Genomic DNA, 16,012 nt, shown 5'->3' with positions numbered 1-16,012 from the left:
TATCTTTGCTAAACGAACTAAACTATTCAATAGGATCAATTTTCGAGTTGCTGTTTTGAATATTGCCCAGAGGTGTTGTGTTAGCGCGTTAGCGTTAGTTACGCTTTATGCAGATAGTAGCGAGACTAACTGTGAGTATGTCGTACGTTTTGAAGATTATGGTGCACAATCCAAATTAGACAAGGCGCTTAATTGGCATGGGTTAGATGTCGACTTTGCTAAAGCATTACTAGATGAGGTGGGATGTAACTACCGTTTTGTCAGTGTACCGTGGGGGCGGGCACTTAAAATGCTAGAAATTGGCGAAATTGACATGATGCTGAGTGTCTCGAAAACAGCACAGCGGATGCGTTATGCTTATTTCATTGGTCCACAACGTATGGAAACTATCGTATTTGCCATGAATGCAAAGCACATTTACGAAGTACCGAGCGTTGAAGCCCTGTTTACGTTATCTTCCCCTGTCGCTATTCAACGTGATGCTTACTACGGAGATACTTTTGAGAAACGCATGGTGCAAGAGCAAGATGTTGATAACCATTTTATTTATGTGCCTGATAACCAGCTCAAACTAAATTTGTTGCGGCATGGCCGTATTTCAGGTTTTTTAGAGGAAAAGTATAATATTTTATATCAAACTCAAAACAATCCAGACTTCATGGCGATAATACTCAGCCCCCTAATCGTGAATGAAGAGCCTGTTTACTACGCATTCAGTAAGCAAACAATTAGTAAGGTGCAGTACCATAAATTGAAAGATGCCTTTACGGTAATCAAAAACTCCGGAAAATTAAGCCAAATCCTAAAAAAGTATAAGTTAGACTGAATTTTTTTGTTAGACTGTCGCGCGTTAAAGCAGGCTAACAAAAACGAGAAATATACGAGAAATATGTCTAATCACTCTTTAAATCCTTTAGAAAAACGTGCAGCGATTTCACTAGCAAGCGTATTTGCATTTCGCATGTTAGGTTTGTTTATGCTCATGCCAGTATTGGCAATATATGGGCAATCATTGGCGCATGTGTCACCTATGTGGATTGGCTTAGCGATCGGGGCATATGGATTAACGCAAGCTTTGTTACAAATTCCAATGGGTTGGTTATCAGATAAATTTGGTCGAAAGCCGATTATTATTGGTGGACTCATTGTTTTTGCATTGGGCTCAGTGGTTGCAGCCACGGCAGAATCCATTTATTGGGTAACGGTTGGTCGAGCTCTACAAGGCATGGGGGCAATAGCCAGTGCTTTACTTGCACTGGCGTCAGATTTAAGCCGTGATGAACAGCGCCCTAAAGTGATGGCTGTGATTGGTATGTGCATAGGCCTGAGTTTTGCGATTGCGATGCTATTAGGGCCAATGGTTGCCGCTGCATTTGGTATTTCAGGTGTGTTTTGGTTAACAGCGCTTTTAGCCGTGTTTGGTATATTGATCATTTTGTTTGTGGTGCCAAATGCCGTACAACGTGCACCAAAAGGAGATACAGTAGCCACGTTCAGTGATATTCGTCGCTTGATTAAGCATCCGCAACTCGTTCGTTTGGATGTTGGTGTGATGTTGCTGCATCTCACATTAACGACATTATTTGTGGTGTTACCAGGGCAACTTATAAAAGGGGGGCTTGTTGCTGCTGAGCACTGGCAATTATATATTCCCGTGTTGTTACTGGCGTTTGTTTTGATGGCTCCATTGATGATGGTTGCGATAAAAAAGGGTAAAGAGAAGGCAGTATTTTTAGCAAGTATTATAGTATTAACCCTGAGCGCTTTAAGCTTAGTGTTCGCAGTAGACTCTGTTCTTGCCATTGCAATTTGTATGCTATTGTATTTCGTTGCGTTTAACTTTTTAGAAGCGACGATGCCTGCTTTGGTCACAAGGCTTGCACCTGCGAGCCAAAAAGGCTCTGCGATGGGGGTGTTTTCATCTGGTCAATTTTTTGGGGCATTTTTGGGCGGAGTGTTAGGCGGTTATATTGCAGAGTTTGGAGAACCGCAGGGAGTATTTGCCGCGGTTGCCTGTATTGGGTTAATATGGTTGATAGTTGCATGGAATATGCAGATCCCACCCAAGAGTAAAATAATTAGTTTATCGGTGCGTTCATCTGATGTTGGAAAAGCGTCAGAAATAGCGGACAAGTTAGTGATGTTACCGGGTGTTATTGAGGCTACGGTTGTGTGTGAAGAAAATCGCAGCTACCTCAAAATCGATGATAAGAATTTTGATTTAAATCAGGCTAAGCAAGTGCTTGGTTTGCAATAGAGTGAGGAGAAGGTGCCATGGCACGTGGTGTAAATAAAGTTATTTTGGTTGGTAATTTAGGCCAAGATCCTGAAGTACGTTATATGCCGAACGGCAATGGCGTCGCAAATATTACTTTAGCAACTTCTGATAGTTATAAAGATAAAAACACGGGCCAAATGATCGATAAGACAGAGTGGCATCGTGTGGTATTTTTTGGCAAGTTAGCTGAAATCGTGGGTGAATATTGTCGTAAAGGTTCACAAATTTACGTCGAAGGTAAATTGCAAACCCGCAAATGGACAGATCAAAGTGGTCAAGATAAATACACAACAGAAATTGTTGTTGATGGCTTTACTGGTCAAATGCAGATGTTAGGTGGTCGTGGCGATCAGCAAGGCGGCGGTCAATATCAAGGTGGACAGCAGCAAGGCGGTTATTCACAGCCACAAGCGCAATATAACCAAGCGCCTCAGCAGCAAGGTGGCGGTCAATATCAAGGTGGGCAGCAGCAAGGTGGATTTGCGCCTCAAAGCCAGAACGCATCACAGCCTGCAAGTGCTCAACAAGGTGGATTTGCACCTCAGCAAGCTGCACCAGCACAGCCTCAGCAAAGTGCTCCGCAGCAACAAGGTGGTTTTGCACCGAAGCCAGCACCAGCTGGTGGCGCATCAAACCCAATGGAGCCACCAATTGATTTTGATGACGATATTCCGTTCTGAGGAATACATAAATAAAAAATGTAGATTTAAAATGTTAAGGGCTTGTTTTTACAAGCCTTTTTTATTTTCTTTGAAAAATATGTTGACAACGATTGTTCTAGGTACTATACATAAGTAAAGTGTAGATAAAGAGGTGTTCAATGTCACAAATTCGAGATTTGATTTTTGGAAATGGTGAACGATATCCAATCTTAATGGGGGAAGATGGATTACCCAGTTATTGGGTAACGTTATACGTTACTGAAAAGCTAAGAACATCACACACTCAATCTGCAATATCCAATTCACTTGGTCATCTGATTCATCTAAAGCTATGGGAGAACATAAATGGTCGGGATCTTATTTCTGAGTTTGAACAAGGTGGCTTGTTGACTGACGAAGATGTTTATTCAATCCGTGATCATTGCACATTAGATACAAGAAGTTTGAAGAAATGGCTAAAAACATCAGAGAAGAATGTAGTTAAATTTGCCTCAGCATCGACAGCTAGCGTTGTACCGATACAAAAGGTGTCTAATGATCATGCTGCAAATCGGATGGCTCAGATCGCTTTCTACTTAGAATTTTTGGCAAGAACGATTCTTAAAGCAAAATTAATTGAAGAAGCGGTCTCAAATAATATTGAAGCCATGAAAAAGTTATTGTTAGCGAATAAACCCAAGGGTAGTAGTGGTAAAGGACTTACTGCTGATCCAAACACTAAAGCTCCACCGCCTAAAGCATTTGACCGAATTTTAAGTATTGTAAAAGAAACCTCTCCAGATAACCCATTTAAGGGGGAGGAAGTTAAATATCGAAACGCTGTGATATTTGAGGTTATGGACGCAACAGGGATGCGTGCAGGAGAGATACTGGCCTTACAGATCCAAGATATTGATTTTCAAAAAGGAACAGTGTCTGTTGTTCGCAGACATGATGCTATAGAAGATCCCCGTAAAAAGCAGCCTGTGGCGAAAACCAATGAACGTACAATTCCTGTTGATAAAGCCATTACAAACAGGCTGCGTGAATACATCATGGACAGAAGAGCCAAAATACCTGCTGCTAGAAAGCATCCATATGTTTTTGTAACGCATAAGCATGGTAAGTATCACGGTAAGCCAATATCGAATAGTACCTTTGTCAATCGGGTACTTAAGCCTGCGGTTGCAATCCATCCAGAAATGCTTGAAGAAATTACCCGTCACGGCTTCCGCCACAATTTCAACTATAAGCTTTCAAAGAAGATTGACGCAGTTAATAAAGCCGCCAAGGAAAATCCCAAAATTAAGCCTATTAATGAAAAGAAAGAGATTCAGATCCGTAAAGAGCTGAATGGCTGGAGTTCAGATAAAACTGCTGAAACATATAACTTGAGACACATCCGAGAAGAAGCTGATCGGGTTATGCGAGAGGATATGGATCACTGGACTAACCGAGCTAAGAAGGATAACTAGTATGCAATTAAAAAAGAGCAAGGCATTAGCCAGTCACCACACAACGAAAAGTGGTTATCCATTTTATTTCTCGGATATTGAATGGAGGCTAGATGGTTCAACAGTGATTAACTTCCAGCGCTTGACCGCTCTTGAACCAGAAACGGAAGAAGGGTTTAGGAAGGCTTTGTGTCGTTACGCTGAAGAACTCTCAGCTATGCATACTTTCAATATGTTTAATCGCTTCAATGCCTACATGAAGGCCACAAAAGAAGGCAATCTAACATTACAAGGCTTAACTGATTATCGAGCGTCATTTGATTCAGATACTGAGTACAAGTTAGGAGCGCTCAAAGGGTTTCTATTAGCTTGGCATGAATGGGGATTTAGCGGTATCAGCAAGGAAGTAGCTGATTATTTAGAAGAGCTAACATTAAAAGGAAACCCAAAAGGTAATGCTGTTAAAGGTGCTTGCCCGTATTCAGGGCCTCTAACGCATAATGAGCTTGGAGCTTTAATCGACTGGGCATCAAATACCTTTACTAAGGGAATTCTTAAATTAACAGAATATAGCTGTTTTATGGCGTTGGTCTTAACTGGTCGTAGATATGTTCAAATCCGATCTTTACGTTCAGTTGATTTAATTGTTAGAGAAGATTCAAGTGGTAACGACTATGTTATCAATTGTCCTAGAGCTAAACAGCGTGGTGTGGGCTTTAGGGAGCAATTTACACCGCTGCCAATTAATGAAGACTTATATCTTTTACTTCACAATCAACGTAACCAATCAATTCGATATGTTGAATCTAGCTTAGGAGAAAAACTATCGGCTTCCTTACGTGAGCAAATTCCTATTTTTATAGAAGAAGCAAGGATCAAAAGGTTATCAAGTGCTGAAGAGTTAAAAGTAAAGCTTGAAACCACGCCTGACTTTTGGCACATGGCGGCTGATTCTGCATATGAATTATTGCGAGGTGTGTCTGTGAAAAACACAGCATGCTCTGAGAGAACTGGTGATTACATTAACTTTACTGCCTCACGTTTTCGATATACCAAAGGAACAAATTTAACTCGAAGAGGAATTAGCGGTGTTGCATTAGCTGCTGCGTTAGATCATACAGATACACAGAACATTGGTGTGTATACAGAAAATACTGAAGAAACAGCAAAGCAAATTGATGAAGTAATGGCTCCTATGCTTGCGCCTTTAGCTCAAGCTTTTTCAGGGAAATTGATTGCATCAGAGCGTGATGCAGTTAGAGCAAATGACCCGAATAGCCGAGTTAAAAATGGTAAATCTGAAAACGTTGGTAGCTGCGGAACTTATGCTTTTTGTGCTTCTGGATATAGAGCTTGTTATACCTGCTCAAGTTTTGAACCTTGGATTGAAGCACCTCATGAAGAGGTTCTCAATGAAATCTTAGCTGAAAGAGAAAAACAAAAAGACCTTGGTATATCAAACAATGTCATCCAATCCACTGACAGGCTTTTATTGGCCGTTCAGCAAATAATAATAATGTGCAAACAAGATCTATCTGAAGAGGAGTGTGCAAATGGCTGATATTATTCATTTCCAACCAAGGCATGAGATAAGCGCCAAGCAAAACTTAGATAGCTTTATTGAGCAATGCAAAAACACATTAACACTCTATGCTGATCAAGGTGGCTGGCAAAGTAATAACTGGCAACATAAACAAAAAAATCGCTCAATAGCGATGACATTCTCTAAGTATAGAGAAAAATCAAACCCTACGAATTTTGAGCCGTTACATGAGCCTTTTTTATCTTTTGCTAAAGCCTACATTCGTTATAACCAAAGTATTAAAGCAGTATCGAGTGTAACAAATAAAATGGTTGCACTGCGTATGTTACATGATGCTTTACTTGAAGTGCATGGTATTGCAAACGTTTTGAAAACTGATGGTTTAGTGATTAGTGAGCTAGAAACAATTACTAAGCAGAGAGTTGCTAATAAAGATCGAAGAAATAAGGTCGGCTATCAAATAGAGATTTTGCTTGAGTTTATTCGGAAAAAGCGATTTGTACCTGCCCTTCAATCGTGGGAAAACCCTTGGCCTAAAGTGGGTGCTAAAGCGGAGCGAACTGATGACGAGTCACGTAAATGGCAAGACATTCGTTGCCCTAGTATGCATCAGATGCTTGCCTTAGCTGATTGTTTTGCTAATGCAGAAACCTTGGAGGATAAATATTGGTCAAGTGTTATTACACTATTGATGCTTGCTCCGGGTAGAGCTGGGGAGCTATCAGAGCTAACCATTGACTGTTTGCATCGTGGTGAAAATGGTGCGCTTGGTGTGAGATGGTATGCAGAAAAAGGATTTGGTCACACGATTAAATGGGTTCCAGAAGCATTAGAACAAACTGTAATAGAAGCGCATAGTAGACTAATGGAGATTGGGCAGTCTGCTAGGGAAGCTGCGAAATATGCACATGACCACCCTAATGTGTTTCTGCGCCATGCGGGTTGCTGTACATCAGATGACTTTGCAGAGGATAAGCCGTTAAATGCTTATCAATTTGCACATGCAATGAGCTTTACAGAGCAATCTATCGCTAGCATGAAAGCGAAAACGAGTCAGCTTAGTAGCGTAACAGCATGGAATATGGTTGGAGGAAAAAACACTAAGTGGGTTCAAAAATTAATAGCTTCAGGAGAGCCAACTTATAAAGAGTTAGCGAGTTTTGTTACTTCGGAATATCAAACTGAAGACTGGCCTAACCTACCTTCTATTCAACGTCCGATTTGGGAATCTTTAGTATTGATAAGAGACCGAGAGTTTCACAATGATTTTAAAGTCAGGGAATTTTCATGGCGCTTGCCAAGTGTTAATGAACTTAATGCTCAATTAGCGATCCGAGACAAGCTTAAAAATCCACCTAAAACGTTATTCCAGCGCATGGGTTATGTTGATGAAGATGGTTCTGATATTCGCTTAACTTCACATCAAATCAGAGTTTGGCTATCAACTAATGCTGAACGTGGGGGTATGGATGCATGGCAGCTAGCAAGATGGGCTGGTCGTTCTCGAATTAATGACAATCGCCATTATGATTTACGCACCCAAGATGAGCGTGAGCAGCAAGCCAGAAGCATTCTTGAATATAATGAAAGACCAACAGCGTTAGAAGCAATTAAACTGAATTTGCCTGTTAGCTATAAAGATTTAGGTGTAAATCGAATTGGTATAGCAGATGTTACCGAATATGGTATGTGTGTTCATGATTATGCAATGTCACCTTGTACAAAAGGTGGGGAATGCATGACATGTAAAGAGCATGTGTGCATTAAAGGTATGCCTGAAACACTAGAGCGTATAACTCGACTTGAGAAACAGGTTGAATCTCAATTCAATAAGGCAACAGAAGATGAAGCTGACAGTGTTTTTGGCGCTGATAGATGGGTTTCTCATCTAGGTTGGAAACTGGCTCATATTCGCACACAACGTGGGCGGCTCGAATCTGAAGATACACCAGAAGGTGCGATCTTATGGATTCCACCAGAACATGATCCTAGCCCTGTAAAAAGAGCACTTGAACAAAATGATTTAGATATAACCGCAAATAATCAGGATCTTGTTGAAGAGTCTGAAATCGCAATGTTATTGGGGATCGAAAATGCCTAAAAAAATAATTACTGAGAAAACACTTCCGCTAGCACTTTACGAGCTTGATAAATGGTCAGGGAAGTTAACATGGAATAGTTTTGCTGAGCAGCTTGCAAAGGTGCTTGGAGAAGAAAAGATTAGTAGGCATACACTACTTTCCTACCCTGCTTTAGTAGAAGCATTCAACGATAGAAAAGACAGCCTTAAAGAGTCAGTAAAAGATGAAGAAAAAGACATAACGCTTGATTTTGCTAAACAGCAAATAGCAACGCTTGAAGCTAAAGTTGAACGTTTAGAAAAGCAAAACGAAAAATTGCTAGAACAGTTTGTCCGTTGGCAACATAACGCTTATATGATGCCTAATGTTGATATGAAGCTTTTAAATAAACAGCTCGATAAGCCTTTACCTGAGGTTGATAGAAGATGAGCAAAGGAAAAAATGGGCAACAGATTGCCCAAGATAATATTAAGCTAGTACAAGCTTGGGTTGATGAGCGCAACGCAGCTAGGGATTGGCATGAGTACGAATATAGCGGCAAAATAAATCGTAGAGTATTAGCTGAAGAACTTGGCTTCGCTAAGTCAGTGTGTACACAAAACAAGGCTGTAAGATCGCTTATTGAAGAAGCAGATAGTTATTGGTTTCGTAAAATTGATGAGGATAAAAAATCTCATGAATCTGCAAGAGAAAGAGCTGAAAAGCAATCTGGTATGGTGTCAGTGAGCAACAATGCACTGTCACAACGGATTGCAGAATTAGAAGCTGAAAATAGGCAACTTCAACGTGAACTGACCAAGTTTAAAAAGCAGCAAATGTTAATTCAATCAGGTGCAGCAGGATTCAAGTTATGAATGAAGTTGTCCATCTACGCCAAATTATTCAAGTTAAAAAGCAACGAGCAAACTCTTACACAACAGTTGATCTTATCAATACTGATGGTTCTATCAAAAAGCGAGATAAAACAACAGTTGTTAAGTTTCCAGAACACGCCAAAGATACGGCTACAGCAGGTAGCTTATGGGAAGTCTCAGGTAAAGAACGTCTTAATCATTTTACTATAAATGACTTTCCTTTAAGTGAATACACCATTGATGCGGCAAACATTAAATTTTTAAGGCCATCAGGCAGAATTTTATCTCGCTGGATAAGCAACAACATCAAAGGTATCGGCAGTGTTATTGCAAACCGACTTGTTCGACTTAAGAAACTAGCGCACCTTATTGAAGCACAGGACACAGAAGCACTACTAAACATCGCTGGTATGACAGAAAGCCGTGTTAAAGACCTACTCGATAGTTGGCCTAGCGAGGCTCTTTTTAACACGATTAACTGGCTTGAAGAACAGAACTTACCACTAGGTTTTGGCGAAAAACTAGTAACAATATTCGGTGAAGAGGCCATAGATAAAGTTAAAGAGCACCCATTTCTGTTAGTGGCAATGGGAGCGTCATTCGAACAGGTATCACAATTGGCGTTAAAGCTAGGTTTTACCTTGCAAGATGAAGTCGTTGTTGCTGGTATAGCTCAATATGCAGCTATTAACCATGCAAACAAAACAGGCTCAACGGTAATCTCAAATGATGAACTTCACAGTGAATATGCCAAGCTCATGAAGTCTGCTACTCCTAAAAATGTTGGTGAAATAGCCTGTGAACAAGGACTTTTAGTAAAGGTTACTAGAGGTTATCAAGTTTATGGCAAAGCCTTGATGGAAGCTGCTATTGCTCAATTTATTGTCGATGCACATCAAAGAGAAGCTGGTGATTGTTGCTTACTCGCTGGTTGGGAAATTGGCTTATCAAGGGAATTAGTGCAAGAAGCATTAACTGATTATGAGAGAACATTGGACTTTAACCTAACTGATGACCAGCGAGACGCTATTATTGGTGCCGTGATATCCCCTGTGTGCGGTATATCAGGTGGTGCAGGTACTGGTAAAACAACCATACTTAAAGCCGTTTTAGGAGTTTATGACAGGGTTGCAGAGGGAGTAGAGTGTTATCAAGTGGCATTAGCAGGCCGTGCAGCGCAACGTATGGCGGAAAGCACCCAAAGACCAGCCAAGACCATTGCAAAGTTTATTGGTGAGCACCTAGGTGATAATAAGCCCAAATTACCGGAACAAATATTATTAGTCATTGATGAATCTTCAATGGTGGATCTTTTGTCGATGTATAGATTAATCGGCTTACTCCCTGATGCTTCAAGAGTGATCTTTGTAGGTGATACAGCTCAGTTACCACCTGTAGGTAATGGATTAGTATTCCACGCTTTAACAGATACACAAATACCATTTTTTAACTTAACTCAGGTTAAGCGGCAGAGTAAAGAAAGTGACATACACAGGTTTTCGACCGCTGTTAGAAACAGATTGTTGCAGCTCCCTCAGTCGACTAAAAACACTTTGAAAGAAAGTAGTGATTGCTCGCTTGAAGCAAGCCCAACCATCAGCAGGCTAATAGCACTCTGGCGTGAATCTGGAGGTATTGAACAAAGTATTATTTTATCACCTATTAGAAAGGGAGAGTTTGGTGTTGATAACCTAAACACAGAGCTTCAAGAATCCATTGGTAATGATAGACAAGCAATTTATTTCCAAGACTCACTACGAGGCTGGATTCCTTGGATTACGTCAACGGGTTCACGCTTATTAGAAGGTGATCCTGTGCTCGTAATTGCAAACAACTATGATGAAGATGCAGATCTTAGAAACGGTGATTTAGGAGTCATTGTTGAGGTTTCTGAGCATCCCGATGATGGCGTTGTTGCTATTATCGAAGTGAATAATGTTTTGATCAATGTAACTGCGGAACTATTGGAGAAGTTGCACCTTGGTTATGCTATTACAATACATAAATCACAAGGCTCACAGTGGCCGACATGCTTTGTTATGCTCCCTCAAGAATCTGAAGCCATGATCGACCAAACTTTACTTTATACAGCATCGACTAGACCCAGTGAAAGGTTAGTATTAATGGGATACCAGACATTAGTGGCACAAGCTATAAAGCGAGGTTCAATAGCCCTCAATAGGAAAACATTTTTGCGAGAGCGTATTGACTTAACAGTTAACAGAACAAATGAATAATAATTATTCATATAATGTAGCTCAAAGCATTTATTGATTATTTTTTCAGGCAGTCGTGAGAGTAAACCCAATCTAATTTATTTTTAAAAAAATATTCATAATAAGCGAAGTGTAATTCCCATTTCCATGAATTAAATTTACTGTGCATCAAAAATATAGCTTTTACATGGATATTATTACCCTCTATAGGCTTATTCATGATCGATTGATTAATCACTTGAACAATACTACGAGATTCACCCTCAATATAGCGTGTTCTCATTTCAAAAAATTTGGATATTCTAATCGGAGAAATTTTAAAGAAACCCACCCAGCTTTCGATATAAATGTTAACAGACACTCTTCCTTTTTTTTCCCCTTTTATTTTTCTTAAAATCGCCATAGGTATCATACAAGAGTGCATGTATTTATCGTTATACTTATCATAAATATGCACTACCAAGTAATTAGCAGTTTTGTACTGAACATTACTCATTGAAATGCTTCTTTCCACGGTGCTTTTAACTTCAATCAAACCTCCACCTATATTTAAATCAAACCCTCGGTTATTAGATTTTGTTTCAGGTATAGGCTTGAACAATAACTCTGTTAAAGCCTCACCTGTAGCACCAAGAACTAATTTAGAGTCGTGTCCTTGTTTAGATACAGGAGGTTGTATGTCATTTACATAGAGAACTTTGGATATTTCTTTAAAAGCCGTTGGTTTTGGTTGTATATTTAAACAAGGAACAGCATTCCTTATGAAGTTATACCTATTGTCAGTCTGGTAGTGAGATAAGATAGTGTCATCTATAGCTTTAGCTACCCGATTAAGCCTAAATAGTCTAGATGGAAGCTTTGCATTCAATGTAGATAACTCCAGTTTTTAATAAGATAGCGCAGTTATAAACGGCACAAAGTCGCAGGCTATAATTGGAATTGTAAGAGGCGCACACTGTCGATTTGATTCGTGAAAAACCTTGATGAGGCCTGTTAACTAAACTAAATCATTCATCTCTTCAATTCGGTCAGCTTGAATTACAATAAAGGTTTGAGGGGATGTAGTTAAATCACATTTAATAACTTGTAATGGTTTCTGCCCCTCTTCTAAACCAAAAATTTCTTCCCATGAGTCTTGTATCTCTCTCCAGACAACATTTGTGAGTCTTTCTTTATTAAACCAAGCGAGTAGTTCCCAACGTTCAAAAATTGTATATCCTTGATGATGTAGTTGATCTAACTTAGTTTCTAGTGCGATTCGATATCTTTTTTTAACAGTCATAAATTTAACCTCATTTGAATTTGAGTTCTATAGTACACGATATAACCAATTTTACAATTATAAAAATAGTTATATCTTTAATTATTTTTAAATTGGTAGTATTTGACTGATATTTAACTGCTGATAAATGACGGTTTGCATCTTATAGAATAAGAAATTTATGTTGTTTCTACTGTGTTTGTAAGTTATTGATTTAAAGCTTTATTAGTTTGCTTTGTTTTTAGGTGTCCCGTAATATTCATTATATATGTAATCATCCCTTTTGGTTCTAAATTTCAATGACAGATAGTTTCGATACTTAGACTCAACGTGATGATTACAGTTACAAATACTTGAATAAGGTTAATAGCTTAAAATAAGGACGATTGATGAGTAATAGTAAATACCCCAACGGGTCTGAATGGCGACAATGGGATCTGCATATCCATACACCTGCTTCATTTCATTGGAATGGTCAAAAATTTAATGGTGACCCTTGTTCACCTGAAAATGCACCGTTAATCGATGAAATGATCAATGCCCTTAATGCAGCTGAACCAACAGTATTTGCAATTATGGATTATTGGACGTTTGATGGTTGGTTTGCCCTAAAGCATCGTTTAACACAAGATGATGCTCCAAAATTAGAAAAAGTAGTTTTTCCAGGAATTGAGTTAAGACTAGTTGCCCCTATGGAAGGTCGTCTTAATGCTCATGTACTTTTTTCAAATGAAATAGATGATCAAGTTTTACGTGATTTTCGATCAGGGCTAAATATTGCGTTGATTGATCGGCCATTATCTGATTATTCATTACGGTCTTTAGCACGAGATGTTGGTTCGGATCTTTTGCGTACGAAAGGCTTTGATAAATCTGAAGTTGATGACTTTGATGACAAAGCACTTCAAGCTGGATCCATGATCGCTGAGATAACTTGCGAAAGCTATAAGAAAGCACTTATGAGCGTACCTAACAATATGGCCTTAGGTTTTATGCCTTTTAATACAAACGATGGTTTAGCTGAAGTTAAATGGCAAGAGCACTATGCATATGTCTTAGGCCTTTTTGATACATCTCCTATTTTTGAAACTAGAACTCCTGACCTTTGTGCTGCTTTCGCAGGAGTAGAAACAGAAACAAATAAAAAGTGGGTAAGTGACTTTCAGAGTGCTTTGGGAAATACTCCAAGGTTAGCTGTTTCTGGGAGTGATGCTCATCAGTTTACTGGTGTCCAAGGTAACAATGATCGTCGTGGCTACGGCGATTATCCGTCAGGGAAAATTACTTGGATAAAAGCTAATCCTACTTTTCAAGGATTACAACAGGCAATAAAAGAACCTGCAAAACGCTCTTTTGTTGGAGCTATTCCTCCAAAAGTACAGTTGGTCAGAGAAAATAAAAGCATATTTATAGATAAACTTGAAGTAATAAAAGATCCGCAGTCAGCATTTCATGAACGATGGCTAGAAAATACTGAATTAACTTTAAATGATGACTTAGTTGCTATTATTGGTAACAAAGGTAGTGGTAAAAGTGCTTTAGCAGATATTATTGCATTATTAGGAAACTCTAAGCAAAGTCACCATTTTTCATTTTTAAAGAAAAATCGTTTTAGAGGTAAAACTGGAGAGCCTGCGAAACATTTTATCGCAAAGGCAATTTGGGGTGATGGGCAAGTTTTAGAAAAAAACTTAAACGAGGATCCTGCAAGTGAAAATGTTGAGTATGTGAAGTATATACCACAAGGGCACTTTGAAGAGTTATGTAATGCTCACGTTTCTGGGCAGTCAGATTCTTTTGAACAAGAATTAAGATCTGTTATTTTTTCCCATGCAGATGATGCTACTAGGTTAGGTGCTCACAACTTCGACCAACTTATCGAGGAGCAAGAAAGCGCATTAAGAAGTCAATTTGATAGTCTAAGGGGGGCGCTACATAAGGTTAATCGACAGATATCATCTATTGAAGGACAAATGTCGGATGAAACTCGAAGAGCAATCGATGAACAATTAGTTCAAAAGAACAGGTTGCTCCAAGAACATATCAAAGTGAAGCCTGAAGAAGTGCCTGAGCCGACTAATGAGCTATCGGAAGAACAGCAAAAAGCCTCTGATGAATTGACTGAAATTGCACGTAAAATTGAAGCTATTGTAAGTCAACTGGAAGTTAATAAAGTTGAATTGACCCAACTTGCTGTAAAGAATAAAGCTTATTTAAATATTAATGAAGGTGTTGATGTTGTCAAACGCTCTATTACTCAATTTAAAACAGAGTATACAAATGATGCTGCAACTTTGGGCGTGGAAGTTGAAGCGTTAATTGCATTAGAAGTAAATGAGCAAAAGTTAATAGAAATAGCTGAGTTTATTGAAGCAAGAAGTCAAAGTATTAAGGGGACTAATCTAGAACTTGATGCCGAAATGGTCATTCTGAAAGATAGGAGAGGGCCATTAAATGCTAAATTAAATGGGCCACAGCAGACTTATCAGCAATATTTAGAATTGTTAAAAATTTGGAAAGAAAAAGAAGTAGGGATTGTCGGTTCAAAAGATTTACCTGATACTCTAGAGGGGTTAAAGCATAGACTTGAACAGTTGGATGAATTACCTGCCAATAGAGCTGAATTACAGACTCAACGCTTGAGTATTACTGAACAAATTTTTGATCGATTAGATGAACAACGAATAAGTAGAGAAACTCTTTTTAACCCTGTACAAGAACTGATTCAGAATAATGCACTTATACGCGATGAGTATAAACTACAGTTCAAAGCTGAGATAAAAACAACTCCAGATCTTGTCTACAGTAAGCTGTTTGCACTTGTAAAACAAACAACAGGTGAGTTTAGAGGAGATAGTGAAAGTTTATCTGTACTAAAAGATATGATGGATAAGTACGATATTAGTGATAAGACTACTCTTCTTGAGTTTGTTAAAGAATTGCATGATAAACTTGAAGCTACTTCAAAATTACCTGGTGTTGAGTCTTTATTGAAAAAAGACAGGACGGTTAATGAAGTTTATGATTTTATATTTGGATTAGAATACTTAGATCCTAGGTACACTTTGATGTTCCAAGGTGCACAAATAGGACAGCTTTCACCAGGGCAAAGAGGAGCTTTACTTCTTATTTTCTACCTATTAGTTGATAAGGGCAATAAACCAATCATTCTAGATCAACCAGAAGAGAATTTAGATAATGAAACGATTGTTAGTTTACTGGTTCCGGTGTTAACAGAAGCGAAGAAAAAAAGACAAATAATCATGGTTACTCATAACCCCAATTTAGCAGTTGTTTGTGATGCTGAGCAAATAATTCACTGTGAATTTGCTCGTTCTGATAGCCATAATATTAGTTATATATCAGGAGCGGTTGAGTGCAGTGTTATTAATAATAAAGTAGTTGATGTACTGGAAGGGACTATGCCGGCTTTTGATAACCGTAAAATAAAATATATGTAGATTATAGGGTGAAAACAGCTTATATATTGCTTTTAATCTACATAAAATAGTTTTTATGTAGATTAAGTGGGGAGGCTGTTTTGTTTCTTGCGTGCTTATTTGTTGGGTTTTATTTCTTTAGTCACTCACTCACCTTTGGGATTAAGTGTTTATTACCGTTCTAGATCATATAAGAATAGAGAGTGTCAATTTAGATACTGAATACTACATAAACCCAGCATAA

Annotated in this window: 12 protein-coding genes; 10 read left to right on the top strand and 2 right to left on the bottom strand. The window is 38.7% G+C overall.

Annotated features, from left to right (window positions below):
* Positions 1-55: 55 nt before the first annotated feature.
* From PCIT_RS03235 to PCIT_RS03195, 9 genes are all read left to right on the top strand, one after another.
* Positions 56-826 carry a substrate-binding periplasmic protein gene (locus PCIT_RS03235; RefSeq protein WP_010361325.1) on the top strand — a complete coding sequence of 257 codons (771 nt, stop codon included), beginning with the start codon at positions 56-58 and terminating at the stop codon, positions 824-826.
* A 63-nt stretch (positions 827-889) separates the two neighbouring features.
* Positions 890-2,257: an MFS transporter gene (locus PCIT_RS03230; protein ID WP_010361326.1), complete on the top strand. Its 1,368-nt coding sequence runs from the start codon at positions 890-892 to the stop codon at positions 2,255-2,257.
* Positions 2,258-2,274: 17 nt separating this feature from the next.
* Positions 2,275-2,958, top strand: coding sequence for a single-stranded DNA-binding protein (ssb, locus tag PCIT_RS03225; RefSeq protein ID WP_010361327.1), 684 nt, complete (start codon positions 2,275-2,277; stop codon positions 2,956-2,958).
* 140 nt (positions 2,959-3,098) lie between these two features.
* Positions 3,099-4,394, top strand: a complete 1,296-nt coding sequence (locus PCIT_RS03220) for a site-specific integrase (protein ID WP_010361329.1) — start codon at positions 3,099-3,101, stop codon at positions 4,392-4,394.
* A gap of 1 nt (position 4,395) precedes the next feature.
* Positions 4,396-5,934 (top strand): site-specific integrase, encoded by a 1,539-nt coding sequence (locus PCIT_RS03215; protein ID WP_010361330.1) that lies wholly within the window; start codon positions 4,396-4,398, stop codon positions 5,932-5,934.
* Positions 5,927-8,017 (top strand): hypothetical protein, encoded by a 2,091-nt coding sequence (locus tag PCIT_RS03210; RefSeq protein ID WP_010361331.1) that lies wholly within the window; start codon positions 5,927-5,929, stop codon positions 8,015-8,017. Before PCIT_RS03215 ends, PCIT_RS03210 begins: the two co-directional genes overlap by 8 nt.
* Positions 8,010-8,426, top strand: a complete 417-nt coding sequence (locus PCIT_RS03205) for a hypothetical protein (RefSeq protein ID WP_010361332.1) — start codon at positions 8,010-8,012, stop codon at positions 8,424-8,426. Before PCIT_RS03210 ends, PCIT_RS03205 begins: the two co-directional genes overlap by 8 nt.
* Positions 8,423-8,851: a hypothetical protein gene (locus tag PCIT_RS03200; protein WP_010361333.1), complete on the top strand. Its 429-nt coding sequence runs from the start codon at positions 8,423-8,425 to the stop codon at positions 8,849-8,851. Before PCIT_RS03205 ends, PCIT_RS03200 begins: the two co-directional genes overlap by 4 nt.
* On the top strand, positions 8,848-11,088 hold the full coding sequence (locus PCIT_RS03195; protein ID WP_010361334.1) for an AAA family ATPase: 2,241 nt from the start codon (positions 8,848-8,850) through the stop codon (positions 11,086-11,088). Before PCIT_RS03200 ends, PCIT_RS03195 begins: the two co-directional genes overlap by 4 nt.
* Positions 11,089-11,125: 37 nt before the next feature.
* Here the strand turns inward: PCIT_RS03195 and PCIT_RS03190 are convergent, their stop codons facing one another.
* Together PCIT_RS03190 and PCIT_RS03185 are read right to left on the bottom strand one after the other, a co-directional pair.
* Positions 11,126-11,935: a hypothetical protein gene (locus PCIT_RS03190; protein WP_010361335.1), complete on the bottom strand. Its 810-nt coding sequence runs from the start codon at positions 11,933-11,935 to the stop codon at positions 11,126-11,128.
* 129 nt (positions 11,936-12,064) lie between these two features.
* The gene (locus tag PCIT_RS03185; RefSeq protein WP_010361336.1) at positions 12,065-12,349 is read right to left on the bottom strand and encodes a hypothetical protein; all 285 of its coding nucleotides are present in this window, start codon (positions 12,347-12,349) and stop codon (positions 12,065-12,067) included.
* Positions 12,350-12,717: 368 nt separating this feature from the next.
* On the opposite strand from PCIT_RS03185, the gene PCIT_RS03180 reads away from it, so the two are divergent.
* Positions 12,718-15,789 (top strand): TrlF family AAA-like ATPase, encoded by a 3,072-nt coding sequence (locus PCIT_RS03180; protein WP_010361337.1) that lies wholly within the window; start codon positions 12,718-12,720, stop codon positions 15,787-15,789.
* Positions 15,790-16,012: the final 223 nt, after the last annotated feature.

The organism is Pseudoalteromonas citrea (genome assembly GCF_000238375.3).
Classification (GTDB): domain Bacteria; phylum Pseudomonadota; class Gammaproteobacteria; order Enterobacterales; family Alteromonadaceae; genus Pseudoalteromonas; species Pseudoalteromonas citrea.
This window is presented reverse-complemented; position numbering and strand designations above follow the sequence as displayed.